20 protein-coding genes and 1 other RNA gene are annotated in these 20,330 nt (G+C 64.9%); 11 read left to right on the top strand and 10 right to left on the bottom strand.

The window, feature by feature from the left end:
* The first annotated feature begins 101 nt into the window (after window positions 1-101).
* From argB to dapE, 6 genes are all read left to right on the top strand, one after another.
* Complete coding sequence (argB, locus tag AB7245_RS42890) at window positions 102-989, top strand: acetylglutamate kinase (protein WP_063979811.1); 888 nt, start codon at window positions 102-104, stop codon at window positions 987-989.
* A 155-nt stretch (window positions 990-1,144) separates the two neighbouring features.
* Window positions 1,145-2,131, top strand: coding sequence for a DUF1036 domain-containing protein (locus AB7245_RS42895; protein ID WP_085399977.1), 987 nt, complete (start codon window positions 1,145-1,147; stop codon window positions 2,129-2,131).
* Between the two features lie 14 nt (window positions 2,132-2,145).
* Entirely contained in the window at window positions 2,146-2,838 is a 693-nt protein-coding gene (locus tag AB7245_RS42900; protein WP_085399976.1) for a pyrimidine 5'-nucleotidase, read from the top strand.
* Window positions 2,839-3,071: 233 nt separating this feature from the next.
* Complete coding sequence (gene dapD / locus AB7245_RS42905; protein WP_063979813.1) at window positions 3,072-3,917, top strand: 2,3,4,5-tetrahydropyridine-2,6-dicarboxylate N-succinyltransferase; 846 nt, start codon at window positions 3,072-3,074, stop codon at window positions 3,915-3,917.
* Window positions 3,918-4,154: 237 nt separating this feature from the next.
* Entirely contained in the window at window positions 4,155-4,793 is a 639-nt protein-coding gene (locus AB7245_RS42910) for a DUF805 domain-containing protein (protein WP_085399974.1), read from the top strand.
* Window positions 4,790-5,956, top strand: a complete 1,167-nt coding sequence (dapE, locus tag AB7245_RS42915; protein ID WP_085399972.1) for a succinyl-diaminopimelate desuccinylase — start codon at window positions 4,790-4,792, stop codon at window positions 5,954-5,956. Before AB7245_RS42910 ends, dapE begins: the two co-directional genes overlap by 4 nt.
* Before the next feature lie 141 nt (window positions 5,957-6,097).
* Here dapE and AB7245_RS42920 read toward each other — a convergent pair whose 3' ends face one another.
* The 4 genes from AB7245_RS42920 to def all read right to left on the bottom strand — a co-directional run bounded on the left by AB7245_RS42920 (window position 6,098) and on the right by def (window position 8,978).
* Complete coding sequence (locus AB7245_RS42920; protein ID WP_063979816.1) at window positions 6,098-6,433, bottom strand: GIY-YIG nuclease family protein; 336 nt, start codon at window positions 6,431-6,433, stop codon at window positions 6,098-6,100.
* Between the two features lie 23 nt (window positions 6,434-6,456).
* Entirely contained in the window at window positions 6,457-7,194 is a 738-nt protein-coding gene (gene truA, locus AB7245_RS42925; RefSeq protein ID WP_085399970.1) for a tRNA pseudouridine(38-40) synthase TruA, read from the bottom strand.
* 119 nt (window positions 7,195-7,313) lie between these two features.
* Window positions 7,314-8,237, bottom strand: a complete 924-nt coding sequence (gene fmt / locus AB7245_RS42930; protein WP_085399968.1) for a methionyl-tRNA formyltransferase — start codon at window positions 8,235-8,237, stop codon at window positions 7,314-7,316.
* A gap of 216 nt (window positions 8,238-8,453) precedes the next feature.
* The gene (gene def, locus AB7245_RS42935) at window positions 8,454-8,978 is read right to left on the bottom strand and encodes a peptide deformylase (RefSeq protein WP_063979819.1); all 525 of its coding nucleotides are present in this window, start codon (window positions 8,976-8,978) and stop codon (window positions 8,454-8,456) included.
* Between the two features lie 171 nt (window positions 8,979-9,149).
* Between def and AB7245_RS42940 the strand changes: the two genes are divergently transcribed.
* Both AB7245_RS42940 and AB7245_RS42945 read left to right on the top strand, forming a co-directional pair.
* Window positions 9,150-10,349, top strand: coding sequence for a DNA recombination protein RmuC (locus AB7245_RS42940; RefSeq protein ID WP_085398512.1), 1,200 nt, complete (start codon window positions 9,150-9,152; stop codon window positions 10,347-10,349).
* Window positions 10,350-10,432: 83 nt separating this feature from the next.
* Window positions 10,433-11,797, top strand: coding sequence for an AmpG family muropeptide MFS transporter (locus AB7245_RS42945; RefSeq protein WP_085398513.1), 1,365 nt, complete (start codon window positions 10,433-10,435; stop codon window positions 11,795-11,797).
* A gap of 142 nt (window positions 11,798-11,939) precedes the next feature.
* Here AB7245_RS42945 and AB7245_RS42950 read toward each other — a convergent pair whose 3' ends face one another.
* From AB7245_RS42950 to AB7245_RS42975, 6 genes are all read right to left on the bottom strand, one after another.
* Entirely contained in the window at window positions 11,940-12,377 is a 438-nt protein-coding gene (locus AB7245_RS42950; protein ID WP_085398514.1) for a hypothetical protein, read from the bottom strand.
* Between the two features lie 26 nt (window positions 12,378-12,403).
* Window positions 12,404-13,006: a recombination mediator RecR gene (gene recR / locus AB7245_RS42955; protein WP_063979823.1), complete on the bottom strand. Its 603-nt coding sequence runs from the start codon at window positions 13,004-13,006 to the stop codon at window positions 12,404-12,406.
* A 1-nt stretch (window position 13,007) separates the two neighbouring features.
* Window positions 13,008-13,328: a YbaB/EbfC family nucleoid-associated protein gene (locus AB7245_RS42960; protein ID WP_085398515.1), complete on the bottom strand. Its 321-nt coding sequence runs from the start codon at window positions 13,326-13,328 to the stop codon at window positions 13,008-13,010.
* A 122-nt stretch (window positions 13,329-13,450) separates the two neighbouring features.
* A complete protein-coding gene (locus AB7245_RS42965) occupies window positions 13,451-15,289 on the bottom strand; it encodes a DNA polymerase III subunit gamma/tau (protein ID WP_085398516.1) in 1,839 nt (612 codons plus the stop codon).
* A 94-nt stretch (window positions 15,290-15,383) separates the two neighbouring features.
* An RNA gene (gene ffs, locus AB7245_RS42970) (signal recognition particle sRNA small type) lies at window positions 15,384-15,480 on the bottom strand.
* A 127-nt stretch (window positions 15,481-15,607) separates the two neighbouring features.
* Complete coding sequence (locus AB7245_RS42975) at window positions 15,608-16,588, bottom strand: GlxA family transcriptional regulator (RefSeq protein ID WP_085398517.1); 981 nt, start codon at window positions 16,586-16,588, stop codon at window positions 15,608-15,610.
* A 104-nt stretch (window positions 16,589-16,692) separates the two neighbouring features.
* On the opposite strand from AB7245_RS42975, the gene AB7245_RS42980 reads away from it, so the two are divergent.
* The 3 genes from AB7245_RS42980 to AB7245_RS42990 all read left to right on the top strand — a co-directional run bounded on the left by AB7245_RS42980 (window position 16,693) and on the right by AB7245_RS42990 (window position 20,208).
* Window positions 16,693-17,334 (top strand): HD domain-containing protein, encoded by a 642-nt coding sequence (locus AB7245_RS42980; protein ID WP_085398518.1) that lies wholly within the window; start codon window positions 16,693-16,695, stop codon window positions 17,332-17,334.
* A gap of 115 nt (window positions 17,335-17,449) precedes the next feature.
* A complete protein-coding gene (locus AB7245_RS42985; RefSeq protein WP_354080258.1) occupies window positions 17,450-18,931 on the top strand; it encodes a catalase in 1,482 nt (493 codons plus the stop codon).
* 428 nt (window positions 18,932-19,359) lie between these two features.
* Window positions 19,360-20,208 carry a transporter substrate-binding domain-containing protein gene (locus AB7245_RS42990; protein WP_085398526.1) on the top strand — a complete coding sequence of 283 codons (849 nt, stop codon included), beginning with the start codon at window positions 19,360-19,362 and terminating at the stop codon, window positions 20,206-20,208.
* Window positions 20,209-20,330: the final 122 nt, after the last annotated feature.

Genomic DNA, 20,330 nt, shown 5'->3' on the forward strand with positions numbered 1-20,330 from the left:
CCTCCCCTGGAGGGGGAGGGTAAGAGGCAACACCCACTTTGCGCCGCGCCCGCCAATCGGATAGAACGCGCACCGACAGTCCCGCCAGCGAGATCCGCCTCATGACCGACATCTCCCCGCTCGACCAGGCCCGCATCCTGTCCGAAGCGCTGCCGCACATGCAGCAGTATGACGAGGAAACCATCGTCATCAAATATGGCGGCCATGCCATGGGCGACGAGGAGACCGCGAAGAACTTTGCCCGCGACATCGTGCTGCTCGAGCAGACCGCGATCAACCCGGTGGTGGTGCATGGCGGCGGGCCGCAGATCGCGACCATGCTCAAGCGCCTCGGCATCCAGTCGGAGTTCGCGGCAGGCCTGCGCATCACCGATGCCGCGACCATCGAGATCGTCGAGATGGTGCTGGCCGGCTCCGTCAACAAGCAGATCGTCGGCTACATCAACGAAGCCGGCGGCAAGGCCGTGGGCCTGTCGGGCAAGGACGCCAACATGGTGAAGGCGTCGAAGACGACGCGCACCATCGTCGATCCGGGTTCGAACATCGAGAAGGCGATCGATCTCGGCTTCGTCGGCGACCCCGAGAAGGTCGACCTCACGCTGCTCAACCAGCTGATCGGCTACGAGCTGATCCCGGTGCTGGCGCCGCTCGCGACCTCCAAGGACGGCCAGACGCTCAACGTCAACGCCGACACCTTTGCCGGCGCGGTCGCCGGCGCGCTGAAGGCGAAGCGCCTGCTGCTGCTCACCGACGTGCCTGGCGTGCTCGACAAGTCGAAGAAGCTGATCCCGCAGCTTTCGGTGAAGGATGCGCGAAAACTGATCGCCGACGGCACCATTTCCGGCGGCATGATTCCGAAGGTCGAGACCTGCATCTACGCGCTCGAACAGGGCGTGGAGGGCGTCGTCATCATCGACGGCAAGATGCAGCACGCGGTGCTGCTCGAGCTCTTCACCAACACGGGCACGGGAACGCTGATCCATAAGTGATGATGAGCGGGCCAAAGCAAGCCGTCATGGCCGGGCTTGTCCCGGCCATCCACGACCTCTCATCTCGCGCCAAGAACGTGGATGCCCGGCACAAGGCCGGGCATGACGAGTTGAGGGCTCGGCGACATCGTCGCTCAACCCTCACACGTATCCTGATGTCCCTTCCGGCCGCAGCCGTTTCGTTTGTCTTCTCCGCCGCGCCCGCCCTGGCCGACCTGAAAATCTGCAACCGCATGTCCTATGTCGTCGAGGCCGCGATCGGCATCGACGACAAGGCCGCGACCGCGACGCGCGGCTGGTTCAGGATCGATCCCGCCACCTGCCGCGTCGTGGTGCAGGGCACGCTCTCCGCCGACCGCATCCTGCTCAACGCGCGCGCGCTCGGCGTCTACGGCGCCTCGCCGATCCCGCAGAACGGCAGCGACATGCTGTGCGTGGCGCAGGACAATTTCGTCATCGCGGCTGCGCGGCAATGCCGCAGCGGCCAGACCCAGGCCGCGTTCACCCAGATCACGCCGACGCAAGCCGCGGACGGCAATTTCACGGCCTATCTCGCCGAGGATTCCGAATATGACGACGAGCAGGCGCGCCTCGCCGGCATCCAGCGGCTGCTGGTGATCGCGGGCTACGACGCAGCGCCGATCGACGGCGTCGACGGGCCGAAGACGCAAGCAGCACTGGCCGCCTTCCTGAAGAGCCGCGGACTGGCGGCGGACATCATGTCGTCGCCGAACTTCTTCAAGACCATGGTCGATGCGGTGCAGACGCCTTCTGCAACCGGCCTGACCTGGTGCAACGACACGCCGCACAAGGTGATGGCGGCGGTCGCCACCGACGACGGCAAGTCCGTGACGAGCCGCGGCTGGTACCGCATCGATCCCAAGACGTGCCTGCACCCCGATGTGACCGGGCAGCCGAAGCAGATCTTCAGCTTCGCGGAAGCCATCGACGCCGACAACCGCGTCATCAAGCTGAAGGACAAGCCGCTGAACTGGGGCGGCGACAGGCAGCTCTGCACGCGCGAGACCAAGTTCGAGACCAACGAGCAGGCCGATTGCGGCGCGCGCGGATTCGCGGCGACGGGTTTTGGCGTGGTGGACATGTCGAGCGGCGGCAAGACGCTGCGCTTTGCGATGCCGTGATTGAGAGACCAGTGATGAATCCACCCCGCACCTTTGCCCATGTCGACACCTGGGTGTTCGACCTCGACAACACGCTCTACCCGCATCACGTCAATCTGTGGCAGCAGGTCGACGCGCGGATCGGGGAGTTCGTCTGCAACTGGCTGAACGTCGGCCCGGAGGAAGCGCGCAGGATCCAGAAGGATTATTATCAGCGCTTCGGCACCACCATGCGCGGCATGATGACCCTGCACGGCGTGCACGCCGACGACTACCTCGCCTACGTCCACAAGATCGACCACTCGCCGCTGGAGCCGAACCCGGCGCTCGGCGAAGCCATCGCGAAACTGTCGGGGCGCAAGCTGATCCTGACCAACGGCTCGGTCGACCATGTCGATGCCGTGCTGGCGCGGCTCGGCCTGGCAACGCATTTCGACGGCGTGTTCGACATCATCGCCGCCGGATTCGAGCCGAAGCCGTCGCCGCAGACCTATCAAAAATTCCTCGCCGACCATGCGGTCGATCCGACCAAAGCCGCGATGTTCGAGGACCTCGCCCGCAACCTCACCGTCCCGCACGCGCTCGGCATGACCACCGTCCTGGTGGTGCCTGACGGCACCAAGGAAGTGGTGCGGGAGGACTGGGAACTGGAGGGCCGGGACGCGCCCCATGTCGACCACGTCACGGATGATCTGGCGGGTTTTTTGGCGGGACTGTTGCCCAAATAGCCGCCGTCGTCCCGGGGCGCGAAGCAAGCCCGGGACCCATAACCACAGGGAGTGGTTGTGGCGCGAGATCGATAACTCCGAATCCTCGCCAAATGACTGCCCGTGGCTATGGGTCCCGGGCTCGCGCTTCGCGCGCCCCGGGACGACGGCGGAGTATGCCTTGACTCCTCCCCGCCAAATCCCGAAAAAGCGCCCCAATCCGTCAAAATTCCCATTTCCCAGAGGAAATCCCGATGTCCCTGTCCGCCCTCGAATCCACCATCAACAGCGCCTTCGACGCGCGTGACGGCATCTCGACCTCGACCAAGGGCGAGGTGCGCGAGGCCGTGGACCAGGCGCTGGAGATCCTGGACAAGGGCGAGGCCCGCGTCGCCGAGCGCGGGGCCGATGGCAAGTGGAAGGTCAATCAATGGCTGAAGAAGGCCGTGCTGCTGTCCTTCCGCCTCAACGACATGGGCGTCATTCCCGGCGGCTCCGGCAAGGCGACCTGGTGGGACAAGGTGCCCTCGAAGTTCGAGGGCTGGGGCGAGAACCGTTTTCGCGATGCCGGTTTTCGCGCGGTGCCGGGTTCTGTGGTGCGCCGCTCGGCCTTCATCGCCAAGAACGTCGTACTGATGCCGTCCTTCGTCAACCTCGGCGCTTATGTCGATGAGAGCACCATGGTCGACACCTGGGCGACCGTCGGCTCCTGCGCGCAGATCGGCAAGCGCGTGCACATCTCCGGCGGCGCCGGCATCGGCGGCGTGCTCGAGCCGCTGCAGGCCGAGCCCGTGATCATCGAGGACGACTGCTTCATCGGCGCGCGCTCCGAGGTCGCCGAAGGCGTGATCGTGCGCAAGGGTGCCGTGCTGGCGATGGGCGTGTTTTTGGGCGCCTCGACCAAGATCGTCGACCGCGAGACCGGCGAGATCTTCATCGGCGAGGTGCCGGAATATTCGGTGGTCGTGCCCGGCGCGCTGCCCGGCAAGCCCATGAAGAACGGCCAGATCGGCCCGAGCACGGCCTGCGCCGTGATCGTCAAGCGCGTCGACGAGCGCACGCGCTCCAAGACCAGCATCAACGAGCTGCTGCGGGATTAAGACTCTCTCCTCTCCCTCTCCCCGTTCTTACGGGGAGAGGGTTGGGGTGAGGGGCCTCTCTCCACACGCGAGATATTCGAGAGACCGGTACCCCCTCACCCGGATCGCAAGAGCGATCCGACCTCTCCCCGCAAGCGGGGCGAGGTGAAGCGAGCCCGCGGCGGCTTTCCTATCGAACCCTCCTTCTCCCCATCGCGACCAATCACCGGACGGCCTCCGCTGCCCGGAACCTTCGCCATGGACTGGACCTGGTATCTTTTTCGCTTCGACGGCCGCATCAATCGCGCCTTGCTGTGGCAGGCGCTGCTGATCGTCGCGGTGCTGGCAGCCTTGCTGGGAATCATTGCTCAGGTGATCCACCTCATCAACGCCGAGGGGGCGTTGAAGCTATCCCTGAAACTCGATTTCGACTTCGGCCTCGACGACCTCTTCAAGCTGGTCGATCCCCGGGCCTATCGCTCGCTGGCGCCCGTTGATCGCACCAACCTGATCCTGAAGGCGTTCGGCTTGTCGCTGTTCCTTTGGATCTATCTCGCGACTGCGATCAAGCGGCTGCATGATCGCGACAGGAGTGGCTGGTGGCTCGTTCCGTTCTTCTTCCTGCCCGGCCTGTACAACCAGTTCTCGGACCTGCTGCCGAACTCCACCTGGATGCTTCCGTTCTGGCTGGGCGCATCCATCCTGTGGCTGTGGGGATTTGTCGAGATGTTCATCGTATCAGGCAGCGTCGGCGACAACCGGTTCGGTCCTGATCCATTGGCCAAGACCGAGGACGGCCCGTCCCCTGCAAAAAGCTGGGACCAGCAAAGCGAGCTCGAATTGGTGCCGCCCAGCGCTAGCCCACCCGGCGGCATGCATGTTAAGCGGGGCGCATGACCGATGCTCTCTCGATTGCCCGCGATCTCATCCGCTGCCCCTCGGTAACCCCGGCCGATGCCGGTGCGCTGGGCGTGCTTGAGAAAGCCCTCAACGCTGCCGGCTTCACTTGCCACCGCGTGACCTTCAGCGAAGCAGGCACAGCCGACGTCGACAATCTCTATGCGCGGATCGGCACTGAGGGCCAGCACATCACCTTCGCCGGCCACACCGACGTGGTGCCACCCGGCGACGAGAACGCCTGGAGCGTCGGCGCATTCTCGGGCGAGGTGAAGGACGGCTTTTTGCACGGCCGCGGCGCGGTCGACATGAAGGGCGGCATCGCCTGCTCGGTGGCAGCCGTGCTCGAGCATCTCGCCGCCAATGGCGGCGCGCCGCGCGCCGATGGAAAGGGCTCGATCTCGTTCCTGATCACGGGCGACGAGGAAGACGTCTCGGTCAACGGCACCATCAAGCTGTTGAAATGGGCCGCGGAGCGCGGCGAAAAATTCGACCATTGCGTGCTCGGCGAGCCCTCCAATGTCGAGACGCTCGGCGACACCATCAAGGTCGGCCGCCGCGGCTCGCAGTCCGGCACGCTCTATGTCGACGGCGTGCAGGGCCATGTCGCCTATCCGCACCGTGCATCCAATCCGGTGCCTGATATCTCACGGTTGATCGTGGCGATCAGTGACGAGCCGCTCGACCATGGCAGCGCGCAGTTCCAGGCCTCCAATCTCGAATTCACCTCGGTGGACGTCGGCAACAAGGCCAACAACGTCATCCCCGGCGAGGCGCGCGCAAAATTCAACATCCGCTACAACGACAACCACACCCAGGCATCCTTGCGCGAGCTGGTCGAGGCGCGCCTGACGAAAGCCTGCGGCAACCGCATCAAGGCTCGCATCGTCTGGGAGCCCTCGAACTCGAACGTGTTCGTGACCAAGCCCGGCCCGTTCACCGACCTCGCGGTCTCCGCGATCGAAGAGGTGACGGGGCGCAAGCCGGAACTGTCGACCTCAGGCGGCACCTCGGATGCGCGCTTCATCTCGAGCTACTGCCCGGTGATCGAGTTCGGCCTGGTCGGCCAGACCATGCACCAGGTCGACGAGCGCGTGCCGGTTGTGGATTTGGAGAGATTGACGAAGGTGTATCGGGGGATTTTGACGCGGTATTTTGGGTAGCAAACCGCGACCTTCGCCAAATATTCCGCCGTCATGCCCGGGCTTGTCCCGGGCATCCACGTTCTTCGCGAGCCGAAAAGAAGATCGTGGATGGCCGGGACAAGCCCGGCCATGACGATGTGGCGAGAGCCCGGGCCCGTCTCATTGAACAATCGTCTCGTACAGATCCTTCCATTCGGGATTATCCCTGAGGATCAACCTGACCTTCCACGTCCGCGACCAATGCTTGATGTTGTGCTCGCGCTGGATAGCGGTTTGGATATCCTCATAGCGCTCGAAATAGACCAGCAGCTTGACGCCGTACTTCTTGGTGAAGCCGGGAACGAGTCCGTTTCGATGCTCATAGATGCGGCGAATAATGTCGCTCGTCACACCGACATACAAAATGCCGTTTGGCGCGCTCGCCAGGATGTAGACCCATCCACCATGCATGGTTGCATGTTGGCGCACGTGGATGGCCGGGACAAGCCCGGCCATGACGTCTGTGGCGGCAGCGGGCGCTAATAATCCACCTTCATCAGATACAGCCCGTCAGGCGGTGCGACGATGCCGCAGGCCGCGCGGTTGCGGGCTGCGAGCGCCGCTGAGAGATTGTCCGCGGTCCAGCGGCCCTCGCCGACCCAGACCAGCGATCCCACCATCGAGCGCACCTGGCTGTGCAGGAAGGAGCGCGCCGACGTAAGAATCGTGATCTCGCGGCCGTCGCGGTGCACGTCGAGCTGGTCGAGCGTTTTCTCCGGCGACTTGGCCTGGCACTCGGTGTCGCGAAACGTCGTGAAGTCGTGTTTGCCGAGCAGACGTTGTGCCGCCGCATGCATCGCATCGGCATCGAGCCGGCGCGGCACGCGCCAGGCGTGACCGATATCAAGCGCGAGATTGGCGCGGGTGTTGACGACGCGGTAGCGGTAGTGCCGCTTCACGGCCGAGAACCGCGCCTCGAAGGTGTCAGGGACGATCTCGGCCTCCAGCACCGCAATTGGATGCGGGCGCAGATGCGCGTTGAGACCATCGCGAAAACGGCCCGGCGGAAACTGCTTGTCGATGTCGACATGCGCGACCTGGCCGCGCGCATGCACGCCGGCATCGGTGCGGCCCGCACCGTGCACGCGCAGATCCGCGCCGGTCATCGCCTTCACCGCCGCCTCTAACGCGCCCTGCACGGAAGGCAGCGTGTCCTGCACCTGCCAGCCGAAGAACGGCGCGCCGTCATATTCGATGGTGAGCTTGTAGCGGGGCATCTCAATCCGGGTGGTGTCATCGCCCGGCTTGACCGGGCGATCCAGTACTCCGAGACATCTCTGTTCAGCCGAGAAGCCTCGGCGTACTGGATACCCCGCCTTCGCGGGGTATGACAGCGCTACGTGAATTTGGCTCCCGGCTTCACCGGCACGCCGCGCAAAAAGTCCGTGGCCTGCATCCGCGCCTTGCCCTCGCGCTGGAGCTCGAGGATGCGGATCGCGCCCTCGCCGCAGGCAATCGTGAGCTGGTCGTCGAGCACCTCGCCGGGTGCACCGGAGCCCTTCGCCAACTCGCAGCGCAGGATTTTTACGCGCGCATTCTCAAGCTCGGCCCAGGCGCCGGGAAACGGCGACAGGCCGTGGATGTGGCGCAGCACGGCGTGCGCCGGCTTGGTCCATTCGATCCGCGCTTCGGCCTTGTCGATCTTGGCGGCGTAGGTGACGCCATCCGCGCTCTGCTTCTTGAGCTGGAGCCCGCCGCGGGCGAGCGCGGCCATCGCGCGCACCATCAGATCGGCACCGAGCCGGGAGAGGCGGTCATGCAGATCGACCGCGGTCATGTTGTCGGGAATCGCCATGCGCTCGGCCATGGCGACGTCACCGGTGTCGAGACCGACATCCATCTTCATCACCATGACGCCGCTCTCGGCATCGCCTTCCATGATCGCGCGGTTGATCGGCGCGGCGCCGCGCCAGCGCGGCAGCAGCGAAGCGTGCAGATTGTAACAGCCGAGCTTCGGCGCATCGAGGATCGCCTGCGGCAGGATCATGCCGTAGGCGACGACGACGGCGGCATCGGCGTCGAAGGCGCGAAACTCGTCGAGCGCTTCGGGCGTCTTCAGCGACTTCGGCGTCAGCACGGGAACGCCGAGCTTTCGCGCGGCTTCCTCGACCGGGGTCGGCTGCAATTGCAGGCCGCGCCGTCCGCCGGGCTTGGGCGCGCGCGTATAGACCGCCGCGATCTCGTGGCCATGCGAGACCAGCTCGAGCAGCGTCGGCACGGAGAAATCGGGCGTGCCCATGAAGATGAGGCGGAGGGGCATGACAAGGACTCGGTATGTTCCCTCCCCCCTTGCGGGGGAGGGCTAGGGAGAGGGGTGCCACACGACGCGCTCTCTCGGCGTTAGCGCGGGCGCCCTATTGTTGGCATTCGCAAACGACGGGCGCCTTTTGCTGGGCTACCCCTCTCCCCCGCCCTCCCCCGCAAGGGGGGAGGGAGCGCACGGGAGTTCGCGGCAGCACCAGCGCTTACAAATGACTTACTCCGCGCGCTTGGCGGCTTTCTCGAACTTCTTGATCACGCGGTCGCGCTTGAGCTTTGAGAGATAGTCGACGAACAGCACGCCGTTGAGATGGTCGATCTCGTGCTGAATGCAGGTGGCGTAGAGGCCTTCGGCGTCCTCCTCGTGCACCTTGCCGTCGAGATCGGTGAAGCGCACGCGCACCTTCGCAGGCCTTTCGACCTCCTCGTAATATTCGGGGATCGAGAGGCAGCCTTCCTCGTAGACCGACAGATCCTCGGAGGAGGCGATAATTTCAGGGTTGATGAAGACACGCGGCTCCGGCTTTGTCTCGCCGTCCGGGTCAGGCTTGGCGAGGTCCATGGTGATCAGCCGCAAGGGCTGCGCGATCTGGATCGCCGCGAGCCCGATGCCGGGCGCGTCGTACATGGTCTCGAACATGTCGTCGGCAAGCTTGCGGATCTCCGTCGTGACCTTCTCGATCGGCTTGGAGACCAGACGCAGCTGCTTGTCGGGCAGGATGATGATTTCTCTGAGGGCCATGGCCGCGATTTAAGCCGCATGCCGGATGCGGTCAATGCGGCGAGGAACTCCGTTAACCCTCCGCTAACCATAAAACTTCAGGTTTCGTTAACCATAAAAATTAGGGGGCTATTAACCATAAGCGTTCGCTATTCGTTCGCGGAGAGTGTCGAATCGGCTACAAGGGCCGCCATGAACGAGATCATTTTCCTGGCTGGCGACTGGCCGGTCCGCACCATCGATGCGCTGATCGGCTTCGGCGCCCTCGTCGTCATCCTGCTGGTGGTGATCGCGGTCGTGATCGCGCGATCCGGGCGGCGCGGCGCGGAACTCGCCATGGCCAATGCCATCCGCGCGGACGAGCTCGAGGAGCGCCTCAGCCAGGTGCTGCACGCCCAGAGCGAGGCTGCCGGCCGAGCCGACGCCATGACCCAGGCGCTGGCCGGCCGCCAGGCCGACATGGCGCGCGCGGTCAACGAGCGGCTGGATTCGGTGACCCATCGGGTCGGCCAGTCGATGGAACACTCGACGCGCAACACCATGGAGAGCCTGCGCGCCCTGCACGAGCGGCTCGGCATCATCGACAACGCGCACAAGAACCTGACCGACCTCACCACGCAGGTGACGACCTTGCGCGACGTGCTCGCCAACAAGCAGTCGCGCGGCGCCTTCGGCCAGGCGCGGATGGAGGCGATCGTCCAGGACGGCTTGCCGAAGGGCGCCTACGAGTTCCAGTTCACGCTCTCGACGGGAAAGCGGCCGGACTGCGTGGTGTTCCTGCCCGACCAGCGGCCGCTCTGCATCGACGCAAAATTTCCGCTGGAGGCGATGACCGCGCTGCACGATGCGCGCACCGACGAGGAGAAGCGCATCGCCACGCAGCGGCTGCGCGGCGACGTGATGAAGCATGTCAGCGACATCGCCGACAAATATCTCGTCGCCGGCGAGACCCAGGAGATGGCACTGATGTTCGTGCCGTCGGAATCGGTCTATGCCGAGATCCATGACGGTTTCGACGACGTGATCCAGAAGGCCTATCGCGCCCGCGTCGTGCTGGTGTCGCCTTCGCTGCTGATGCTCGCGATTCAGGTGATGCAGCAGATCATGAAAGACGCGCGCATGCGCGACGCCGCCGACCAGATCCGCACCGAGGTGATCAAGCTCGGCGACGATTTGGGCCGCCTGCGCGACCGCGTGCTGAAGCTCCAGAAGCATTTTGCCGACGCGAACGAGGACGTGCGGCAGGTGCTGATCTCCGCCGACAAGATCGAGAAGCGCGCAGGGAGAATCGAGGAGCTCGATTTCAGCAAGACCGATGCGCCGGAGGGGCCGCATCTGGTGGCAACCGGTGCCGCGGAGCTGTTCCCGAGGAAGCTCCAGGCGGGGGAGTGAGTTTTGAGGCACACTGTCGTCGCCCGGCTTGACCGGGCGACGACACCTCACTTGTGGCAGCCAGAATCTGCTAACACCTCCCCATGACCGCACCCGACGCGACCTCCCCTGCCAGCCCCGACACGGCCCCCACCTCCTGGCGTGACGGCCTGGCCGTGTACCTGCAACCGCGGGTGCTGATCGTACTGTTCCTCGGCTTCTCGTCCGGGCTGCCGCTGGCGCTGTCGGGCTCCACGCTCCTGGTGTGGATGCGCGAGGCCGGGGTCGACCTCAAGACCATCGGGCTGTTTGCGCTGGTCGGCACGCCCTACACGCTGAAATTCCTGTGGGCGCCGCTGGTGGATGCGCTGCATGTGCCGCTGTTCACCCGCGCGTTCGGACGGCGGCGCGGCTGGCTGCTGTTCTCGCAATTGCTGCTGATCATCGCGATCCTGCTGCTGGCACTCACCGATCCCGCGCGCTCGCCGTTCTACGTCGCGCTCGGCGCGCTGCTGGTCGCGACGACGTCCTCGACGCAGGACATCGTGGTCGACGCGTTCCGCGTCGAGAGCCTGCCGGAGAGCGAGCAGGCCGCCGGAATGGCTTCCTATGTCGCGGCCTATCGCATCGGCATGCTGGTCTCGACCGCGGGCGCGCTGTTCATCGTGTCCGGCTTCGAGGGCACCGGCATTCCGCGCGCGTCGGCCTGGATGTGGGGCTACGTGGTGATGGCGGCGATGGTGCTGATCGGCACGATCACCGCGCTGGCCGCGACAGAGCCCGAGCAATCGGTGCGGGCGGAAGCCGCGACACAAACCGAGACGGCGTTCGCGCGCGTGCTGCACGCGGCGATCGGGGCCTTCTCGGAATTCCTGTCGCGCAAGGATGCGCTCGCCGCGCTCGCCTTCGTCGTGCTGTTCAAGTTCACCGATGCCTTCTCCGGCACGATGACCGCGCCGTTCGTGATCGACCTCGGCTTTTCCCGCAACGATTACGCGGCGATCGTGAAGGGCGTCGGCCTCGCGGCAACGCTGATCGGCGGCTTTGCCGGCGGCTTCCTCGCGCGGCGCTATTCGCTTGCGACCAGCCTCTGGATCGGCGGCGTGGTGCAGGCGCTCGCCAATCTCTCCTTCTCCTGGCTGGCCTTCGTCGGCACCAGCCAATGGGCGCTGGCCTTTGCCATCACCTGCGAGAACTTTACCAGCGCCATCGGCACCGTGATCTTCGTCGCCTATCTCTCCGCGCTGTGCCAGAATCCGCTGCACACGGCGACGCAATATGCGCTGCTCACCGCGCTCGCCGCGGTCGGGCGCACATATCTGTCAGCGAGTGCGGGCTATGTCGCGGAGACGACCGGCTGGCCGCTGTTCTTCGTGATCTGCGTGCTGGTGGCGATCCCGAGCCTTGTGCTGCTGGCCTGGCTGCAGAAGCGCGGGCATTTCGAGACGCTGGGGCCGGTGAGGGTGTAAACTCGGCACGCGCTACGCCCGCGATGCCGTAGGGTGGGCAAAGCGAAGCGTGCCCACCACCTGAATCGTCGCCGGGAGAATGGTGGGCACGGCGCTTTGCGCCTTTGCCCACCCTACGGTAGCTCGGCTGGAGCGGCGCCCCCTACTGCTTCCTGATCAAGCTCCACTTCGTGATCACGGCTTCGCTCATCTGGCCGGGATCGCTGGCGCAGGCGACTTCGTCGACCTTGACCGAGATCGCCTTGCCGACGAACGATTTCAGCTGCGTGGCCTGCGCGTCGCTGGAAGTGACGAGTTGGAACGTCTCAGGACCGGTCTCGAGATTGCACAGCCCGTTCGGCGCCGGCAGTCGACGCGGCTCGGAGGTGATCTGGTACATCGCAATCCGCTTGCCGGCGTTCTTGATGTCGCGCACCTTCATTGCGTTCAATTCGCCCGAGAGCACCTCGCCGGCACTGATTGGCTTGCCGGGCTTCGGCGGCGGCGGCGCCCCGTCGTCCTGCTGCGCGGAGATGGCCGGGGTCGCCAGCAGCATCATCGTCGCGACCAAAGCCGATCGTGTGGCGAAAAGTTTCGTCATGTCGTCCGTTCCGTAAGTCTGGATGGCTAGAACAAGGTCCGCTGCCGCATCGCGGCCGATAGCGTACCTTCGTCGAGATAATCAAGCTCGCCACCGACCGGCACACCATGGGCCAGCCGGGTTACTTTTACGTTGGCGTCCTGAAGCAGGTCGGTGATGTAGTGCGCCGTGGTCTGGCCGTCGACCGTCGCGTTCAGCGCCAGGATGATCTCGTGCACCTCGGCAGCATGCGCGCGCGCCACCAGCGCGTCGATGGTGAGGTCCTGCGGCCCGACGCCGTCGAGCGGCGACAATGTCGCGCCGAGCACATGATAGCGCCCCTGGGTCGCATTGGCCCGTTCCAGCGCCCAGAGATCGGCGACATCGGCGACGACGACGATGATTGCATCATCGCGTTTCGGATCGGTACAGACCGTGCAGGGATTTTGCGTGTCGATATTGCCGCAGGTCTTGCAGACCTGGACCTTGTCGAGCGCGACCTGCAGGGCCGAAGACAGCGGCATCATCAGCGCTTCGCGCTTCTTGATCAGATGCAGCGCCGCACGCCGCGCCGAGCGCGGACCAAGGCCTGGCAGCCGTGCGAGGAGCTGGACCAGCCGCTCGATTTCGGGACCTGCAACCGAACCCATCTTATTGGCCGAACATACCCGGTGGCAGGCTGAGGCCGCCCGTGAGCGCCTGCATCTTCTCCTGCACGGCCGTTTCGGCCTTGCGGCGGGCATCGCCGAGGGCGGTGACGAGCAGGTCCTCGAGCACCTCGCGCTCTTCCGGCTTCATCAGCGAGGGATCGATCTTGATGCCCTTCACGTCCATCTTCGCCGTCATGCGCACGGCGACGAGACCGCCGCCGGAGATGCCTTCGACCTCGACGCTGGAGAGCTGATCCTGCATCTCCTGCATCTTGGATTGCAGCTGCTGCGCCTGCTTCATCATGCCGAAAATATCGACCATCGGTGCTGTCCTTGGTTGCGCGATGACTCGTCATCGCGCCTTAACTCTTGGTTTGAGCATGATCTAATCGGAAAACCGCTTCACACTTTGCGCTACGCGGCCCTTCGGGTCCGGATCATGCTCTAGAGATCGTCGCCGTCGGAACCATCGGGCGGATCGTCACTGCCATAGTCCGCATTCATATTGGTTTCCGGCGCCTCGGGGGCAAGCCTGCGGACCTCGACGACCTTCGCACCGGGAAAACGCGACAGCACCTCCTGCACGCGCGGATCGGCTTCAGCGGAGCGCGCATGTTCCTGCTTCGCCGCGTGGTTCACCGAGCGCAGCGTCGGCTGGCCCTGCTCGTTGGAGACGATCACGGTCCAGCGCCGGCCGGTCCAGAGCTCGAATTTTCGCGCAAGCTCGGAGATCATGGTCTTGGAGGCGTTGGGCTCGAGCGCGACTTCCAGCCGGCCCTCCTCGAAACGGACGAGGCGCATGTCGCCTTCGAGCGCGGCCTTGGTCATGAGATCGCGCTTCTGCCCGGCGACCGCGACGAGCTGGGTGAAGCTCGTGATGCGCAGCTGGGGCGCGGCTCCTTGCGGATCCGGCGCGGGCGCCGCCATCTGCGGCCGGGCGGCGCCGCCGCCGAACGCGGACGGTGACGAAGTCGGTGCGCGCATGGGCGCGGCCGAGGCAACCGGCGCCGCGGAGGCCACCGGCGCACCCGGCGCGCCGCTGCGCGCGGCACTTCCGCCGCCCACGACCGGCGAGCCGCCGCCGTTCTGCTCCAGCATCTTGATCGCTTCGTCCGGCGTCGGCAGGTCGGCGACATAGGCGATGCGCACCAGCACCATCTCGGCGGCCGCTGCGGGGCGCGTCGCGGCCTGCACCTCGGTGATGCCCTTGAGCAGCATCTGCCACATCCGCGACAGCACGCGCATCGAGATCTTCGAGGCAAAATCCCGCGCGCGCACGCGCTCGGTCTCGCCATAGGCGACGTTGTCGGCGGTCGCCGGCACGATCTTCACGCGGGTGACGAAATTGACGAACTCGGCAAGGTCCGACAGCACGACGATCGGATCGGCGCCGACGTCGTACTGGTCGCGGAACTCCTTGAAAGCGGCAGCGATGTCGCCGCGCGCCAGCGAATCGAAGAGGTCGATGACGCGGGTGCGGTCGGCGAGGCCCAGCATCTGCCTGACCGCATCCGCCTTCACGGTGCCTGCCGCGTGCGCGATCGCCTGGTCGAGCAGCGACAGAGAGTCGCGCACCGAGCCTTCCGCGGCGCGCGCGATGATGCCAAGCGCCTCGGGCTCGATCTCGACGTTCTCCTTCGCCGCGATATTGGCGAGGTGCTTCATCAGCACGTCGGCCTCGACCCGGCGCAGGTCAAAACGCTGGCAGCGCGACAGCACGGTGACCGGAACCTTGCGGATCTCGGTGGTCGCGAACACGAATTTGGCGTGCTCCGGCGGTTCCTCCAGCGTCTTCAGGAAGGCGTTGAACGCCGCCGTCGACAGCATGTGGACTTCGTCGATGATGTAGACCTTGTAGCGGGCGCTGGCCGGCGCGTAGCGCACGCTGTCATTGATCTGGCGGACGTCGTCGACGCCGGTGTGCGAGGCCGCGTCCATCTCCAGCACGTCCATGTGCCGGCTTTCCATGATCGCCTGGCAATGCACGCCCAGGGTCGGCATGTGGATGGTCGGGCCCTTCACCGATCCGTCCGGCATCTCGTAGTTGAGCGCACGGGCCAGGATACGCGCGGTGGTGGTCTTGCCGACGCCGCGGACGCCGGTGAGGATCCAGGCCTGCGGAATGCGCCCGGTCTCGAACGCGTTCGAGACGGTGCGCACCACGGCCTCCTGGCCGATCAGATCGTCGAAGCTGGAGGGCCGGTATTTGCGCGCCAGCACCCGGTAGGGCGTGCTGGCCTGGCCGGCGCTGTCGGGGTTGGGAGGGGCGCCAGCGTCGGTCATCGGTCGATCCGCAATGGAATGTCTTTCGCCCGGCTTTTGCGGAAAGGAGCGCGCTGACGGGAAGCCCGCCGGCGCAATTCGCTCGGAAAAACAGGTAGGAGACTGACGAGCGACCCGATCCGGACCTCGTTAGGGCTGCTTCCTTCCGGACCTGACCCGGTTGGCGAGTGGCTCGTCCACCGCCAATCTCCCGGTCCCTATTTGGGGCCAAAAGGTCGGGAAAGCAAGCGGGTATCCGTAGGTCCCGCACACCCCGCTGGGCGGCCCCCGCCGGCCCATTTGGACGCGGAAGCCGGCTCAGTGTTGGCGAGCTGGAACCTACGTGATTCGCGCAAACCGCTTGCGATACTCGGCGGGCGTCACGCCGACGTGACGATTGAACGCGCGGCGCAGCGTATCGGCATCGGCGAATCCACAATGGAGCGCCACCTGCTTCGGGGCTTCATTGCCAAACTCGAGCAGCCGCCTCGCCGCATTGACGCGGGCTTCCTCGACCCAGGTCGCAGGCGTGACGCCCACCTCGGCGCGGAACAGCCGTGCAAAGTGCCTCGGGCTGAGCTCCATGCGCGTCGCCAGGCTCGCAACGCTGTGGTCGAGCCCGGGATTGGCGGCGACCCAGCGCTGCAGCTCCTGCAATGCGGCGCGGCCGGCGGGAACAGCCTCGCCCTTGCGGGTGAACTGCATCTGCCCACCCGGGCGCTTGAAGAACATCACGAGCTGGCTTGCGACTCTCATGGCCGTGTCGCGCCCGAGATCTTCCTCGACCAGTGCCAGCGCGAGGTCGAGCCCTGCGGTCACGCCGGCGGCCGTGCGGAGCTTGCCGTCGGTGACGTAGATGGCATCCTTGTCCACGGTGACCGACGGGAATTTGCTGGCCAGCATGTCTGCGACCGCCCAATGCGTCGTGACCCGCCTGCCATCAAGGAGACCGGCGGCGGCAAGGAAGAAGGCCCCGCTGCAAACCGAGCCGAATCTGCGGGTCCGCGAAGCCCGCCGCCGCAGCCAGTCGATCACGCTCCCGTCCGCCGGGACTTCGGCCGCGTTCGGGCATCCCGCCACCAGCAAGGTGTCGATCGGCTCCTGGAAGTCGCGGTCGACGATTCGGTCGGGCATCAGCTGGACGCCTGAGGAACTGCGGATCGGCCCTGGCTCCGCGCCCGCCACGAACAAGGCATAGGCGGGATAGCCGGCCTGCACGTTCGCCTCGGCGAACACATCGAGCGGCCCTGCGACATCGAGCAGCTGCACGCCTGGCAGCGCCACGATCACAACCGTCCTTGGTTTCGGCTTTGCACCCATGTCCGCCTCGATCCGGATTTGTCCGTTTTTGACGTATTACGTCGATTTAAGACAACGTAGCCCGGATTTACAGTGGACGCGATCCAAAATTTCAGGAGCTGCTCATGTCAGAAATCACCGAGGCCGCCGTCATTCCCGACAGCAAGCTGGCGCGCGCCATCACCGAATACGTCCGCGATACCGAAACGGACCTGCTCTTCAACCATTCCAGCCGCGTCTACCAGTTCGGCGCGATGGCCGGCGTCCGCCGTGGGCTGACGTTCGACCGCGAACTGCTCTACGCCGGCGCCATGTTTCACGACATCGGCCTGATGCCGGGCCATGGCAGCCAACACGAGCGGTTCGAGGTCGACGGCGCGCATGCCGCGCGCGATTTCCTGCGCAGCCACGGCATTTCGGAAGCCGACGCCTACACGGTGTGGACCGCGATCGCCCTGCACACCACGCCGGGCGTCCCCCAGCACATGCACCCCGTCGTCGCGCTGGTGACCGCGGGCGTCGAGATGGACGTGCTCGGGCTCACCTACGACGAATATTCCGACGCGGAGCGCGAGGCGGTCGTGAACGCCTTTCCGCGCACGCCGCACTTCAAGGAAGACATCATCCAGGCCTTCTACGACGGCATCAAGCATCGGCCCGATACGACGTTCGGCAACGTCAAGGCCGACGTCATCGCCGACAAGGAGCCGCATTTCCATCGCGGCAATTTCTGCAGCGTCATCCGCAACTCGCATTGGCACGGTTGACCGGCGTTCGCGCAAGGACAGTGCGATCTCGAAATCGACTGCTGTGGACCCATGCGAGCCTGAGATTTCGCACGCGGGCAGCAATAGCCAATGACCCCATATTCAGGAGCATCCCATGGCCGATGAGCCGAAACGTTTGACCCATGCGACGGGCGCGCCCGTCAGCGATAACCTCAACATCATGACCGCGGGCCGCCGCGGGCCCGCGCTGCTGCAAGACGTCTGGCTGATCGAGAAGCTAGCACATTTCGATCGCGAAGTGATCCCGGAGCGACGGATGCATGCCAAGGGTTCCGGCGCCTTCGGCACCTTCACCGTGACCAATGACATCACCCGATACACCAAGGCGAAGATCTTCTCGGAAGTCGGCAAGCAGACGCCGATGTTCGCGCGGTTCTCGACCGTTGCCGGCGAGCGCGGCGCAGCCGACGCCGAACGCGACATCCGCGGCTTTGCGCTGAAGTTCTACACCGAGGAAGGCAATTGGGACATGGTGGGCAACAACACGCCCGTGTTCTTCTTCCGCGATCCCTTGCGCTTTCCCGACCTCAATCATGCGATCAAGCGCGATCCCCGAACCGGAATGCGCAGCGCCGACAACAATTGGGATTTCTGGACGTTGCTGCCGGAGGCTCTGCACCAGGTTACCATCGTGATGAGCGAGCGCGGCCTTCCCAGAAGCTTCAGGCACATGCATGGCTTTGGCAGCCATACCTACAGCTTCATCAATGCCGCCAATGAGCGGACCTGGGTGAAGTTTCACTTCCGGACGCAGCAGGGCATCGAAAACCTGACCGACGCCGAGGCCGAAGCCCTCATCGGCAAGGACCGCGAGACTCACCAGCGCGACCTGTTCGAGAGCATCGAATGCGGCGATTTCCCGCGCTGGACCATGTTCGTGCAGATCATGACCGACGATCAGGCCAAGGCGTTTGCCTTCAACCCGTTCGACCTGACCAAGATCTGGCCGAAGGCGGACTTCCCGCTGATCGAGGTCGGCTATTTCGAGCTGAACCGCAATCCGGAAAACGTCTTCGCCGAGGTCGAACAGGCCTCCTTCTCGCCGGCCCACGTCGTTCCGGGCATCGGCTTCTCGCCCGACAAGATGCTGCAGGCGAGGCTGTTCTCCTACGGGGACGCGGCGCGCTATCGCCTCGGCGTCAACCATCATCTGATCCCGGTCAACGCGCCGAAATGCCCGTATCACAGCTACCATCGCGATGGCGCAATGCGGACCGACGGCAATCTCGGGAGGACGCCGACCTATTTCCCGAACAGCCGTGGCGAGTGGACGGACCAGCCCGATCTCAACGAGCCGCCGCTCGAGATCGATGGTGCAGCCGCACATTGGGATCACCGCATCGACGACGATCACTATCGGCAGCCCGGCGACCTCTTTCGCAAGATGAACGCAGCCCAGCGGCAGGCCTTGTTCGACAACACGGCGCGCGCCGTCGGAGCGGCGGCCATCGCGATCCAGGAACGGCACATCGCCAATTGCACCAAGGCCGATCCCGCCTATGGCGCGGGCGTCCGCGACGCGCTGACGCGCCTCGCGACCGTTCGTGCCAAGGGAACGGAAAAGGCCGCGGAATAGGGTCGGTCGATCCGCACCGACCTCTCGCCGTCTTCGGCGAACGGCGCCGACAGGGCGCCGTTCGCATTTTTAAAGCGAACCGCCGAAACCTCTCAATTTTCTCGCGAAAATAGCTCGAGCCGACGCGCTCGCCGGGCCTTCCCTCGCGCATCGTCGCGAAGTGCAGATGCGGACGTTCGCCTCGGAAAGCGTCATGGCCGATGGGCTCCCTGCCTATCTTCGAGGCCCCGCACATCCCTGAGGCAATCGAGTCTTGACAGGGCCCGCCCGGCAGCGCCTTTCTATGAAATCCTGCCGGAACCGAAACAAAGGGTGCGCGAAAATCCGATCCTGAGCATTTTTCAGCCGGCTGACGCCGATTGATGGGCGAATTTTTCGCGCGAGATCAACCACTCACCTTCATCCAACCAGAAAAGCGATTCCTCAAAATGGTTACACGTCGTGATGTCGCATCGATTGTCGGACTTGGCGCGATGGCTGCAGCCACGCTGGCCTCACCGGCCGTGGCGCAGACCGCAGCGGATTCCAACGAATCGACCTTTGCCCGCATTCGCCGCACCAAGAAGATGCGGATCGGCGCGGTCGGCGGCGGCGCGCCCTATTACATGAAGGACCTCGCCAGCGGCCAGTGGAAGGGCTTCTACATCGACATCGCCAAGGCGCTCGCCGACGACATGGAGGCCGAGCTCGAGATCACCGAGACCACCTGGGGCAATTCGGTGCTCGATCTGCAGTCCAACAAGATCGACATCTTCTTCGGCCTCAACCCGACCCCGAAGCGCGCGCTGGTGGTCGACTTCTCGGTGCCGGTCTTCAACAACGCCTTCGGCATCCTCTGCAAGAAGGACTTCAAGCCGAAGAGCTGGGCCGAGCTGAACTCGCCCGACGTCAAGATCGCCGTCGACCAGGGCTCGTCGCACGACCAGGTCGTCAGCCGCCTGACGCCGAAGGCGCAGATCTCGCGACTGAAGACCGCCGACGATGCCACCGCCGCGCTGCAAACCGGCCGCGTCGACGCGCAGTGCCTGATCACCATGCTGTCGCTGACCGTGTTGAAGAAGAATCCCTCGCTCGGCCAGTTCGTGCTGCCGACGCCGATCTTCGCCACCACGTCGAACGCCGGCTTCCGCCGCGAGAACGACAAGACCTTCCGCGACTACGTCAACACCTGGATCGACTTCAACAAGGGCCTCGGCTTCATCCGCAACGCGATCATCACCAACATGGAGCTGGTGGGCGTGACCGAAGCGGACATTCCGCCGGGCGTTTCGCTGTAGGTGATGAGCGCCTGAAGTATCCACACCGTCATGGCCGGGCTTGTCCCGGCCATCCACGCCTGACTCGCGGCACCAAGAACGTGGATGCCCGGGACATAGGCGAGCGGAAGCGACGCCGTCCT

This window comes from Bradyrhizobium sp. 604_D8_N2_3, from assembly GCF_051810765.1.
Lineage (GTDB): Bacteria > Pseudomonadota > Alphaproteobacteria > Rhizobiales > Xanthobacteraceae > Bradyrhizobium > Bradyrhizobium barranii.

Coding starts and splice junctions, on each gene's coding strand:
- AB7245_RS42960 (WP_085398515.1), bottom strand. CDS start 13,328: ATGGTCGATATTTTCGGCATGATGAAGCAGGCGCAGCAGCTGCAATCC.
- AB7245_RS42965 (WP_085398516.1), bottom strand. CDS start 15,289: ATGACCGACGCTGGCGCCCCTCCCAACCCCGACAGCGCCGGCCAGGCC.
- dapD (WP_063979813.1), top strand. CDS start 3,072: ATGTCCCTGTCCGCCCTCGAATCCACCATCAACAGCGCCTTCGACGCG.
- AB7245_RS42980 (WP_085398518.1), top strand. CDS start 16,693: ATGTCAGAAATCACCGAGGCCGCCGTCATTCCCGACAGCAAGCTGGCG.
- AB7245_RS42975 (WP_085398517.1), bottom strand. CDS start 16,588: ATGGGTGCAAAGCCGAAACCAAGGACGGTTGTGATCGTGGCGCTGCCA.
- AB7245_RS42900 (WP_085399976.1), top strand. CDS start 2,146: ATGAATCCACCCCGCACCTTTGCCCATGTCGACACCTGGGTGTTCGAC.
- def (WP_063979819.1), bottom strand. CDS start 8,978: ATGGCCCTCAGAGAAATCATCATCCTGCCCGACAAGCAGCTGCGTCTG.
- AB7245_RS42985 (WP_354080258.1), top strand. CDS start 17,450: ATGGCCGATGAGCCGAAACGTTTGACCCATGCGACGGGCGCGCCCGTC.
- dapE (WP_085399972.1), top strand. CDS start 4,790: ATGACCGATGCTCTCTCGATTGCCCGCGATCTCATCCGCTGCCCCTCG.
- AB7245_RS42940 (WP_085398512.1), top strand. CDS start 9,150: ATGAACGAGATCATTTTCCTGGCTGGCGACTGGCCGGTCCGCACCATC.
- argB (WP_063979811.1), top strand. CDS start 102: ATGACCGACATCTCCCCGCTCGACCAGGCCCGCATCCTGTCCGAAGCG.
- fmt (WP_085399968.1), bottom strand. CDS start 8,237: ATGCCCCTCCGCCTCATCTTCATGGGCACGCCCGATTTCTCCGTGCCG.
- AB7245_RS42945 (WP_085398513.1), top strand. CDS start 10,433: ATGACCGCACCCGACGCGACCTCCCCTGCCAGCCCCGACACGGCCCCC.
- AB7245_RS42990 (WP_085398526.1), top strand. CDS start 19,360: ATGGTTACACGTCGTGATGTCGCATCGATTGTCGGACTTGGCGCGATG.
- AB7245_RS42950 (WP_085398514.1), bottom strand. CDS start 12,377: ATGACGAAACTTTTCGCCACACGATCGGCTTTGGTCGCGACGATGATG.
- AB7245_RS42910 (WP_085399974.1), top strand. CDS start 4,155: ATGGACTGGACCTGGTATCTTTTTCGCTTCGACGGCCGCATCAATCGC.
- recR (WP_063979823.1), bottom strand. CDS start 13,006: ATGGGTTCGGTTGCAGGTCCCGAAATCGAGCGGCTGGTCCAGCTCCTC.
- AB7245_RS42895 (WP_085399977.1), top strand. CDS start 1,145: ATGTCCCTTCCGGCCGCAGCCGTTTCGTTTGTCTTCTCCGCCGCGCCC.
- AB7245_RS42920 (WP_063979816.1), bottom strand. CDS start 6,433: ATGGCCGGGCTTGTCCCGGCCATCCACGTGCGCCAACATGCAACCATG.
- truA (WP_085399970.1), bottom strand. CDS start 7,194: ATGCCCCGCTACAAGCTCACCATCGAATATGACGGCGCGCCGTTCTTC.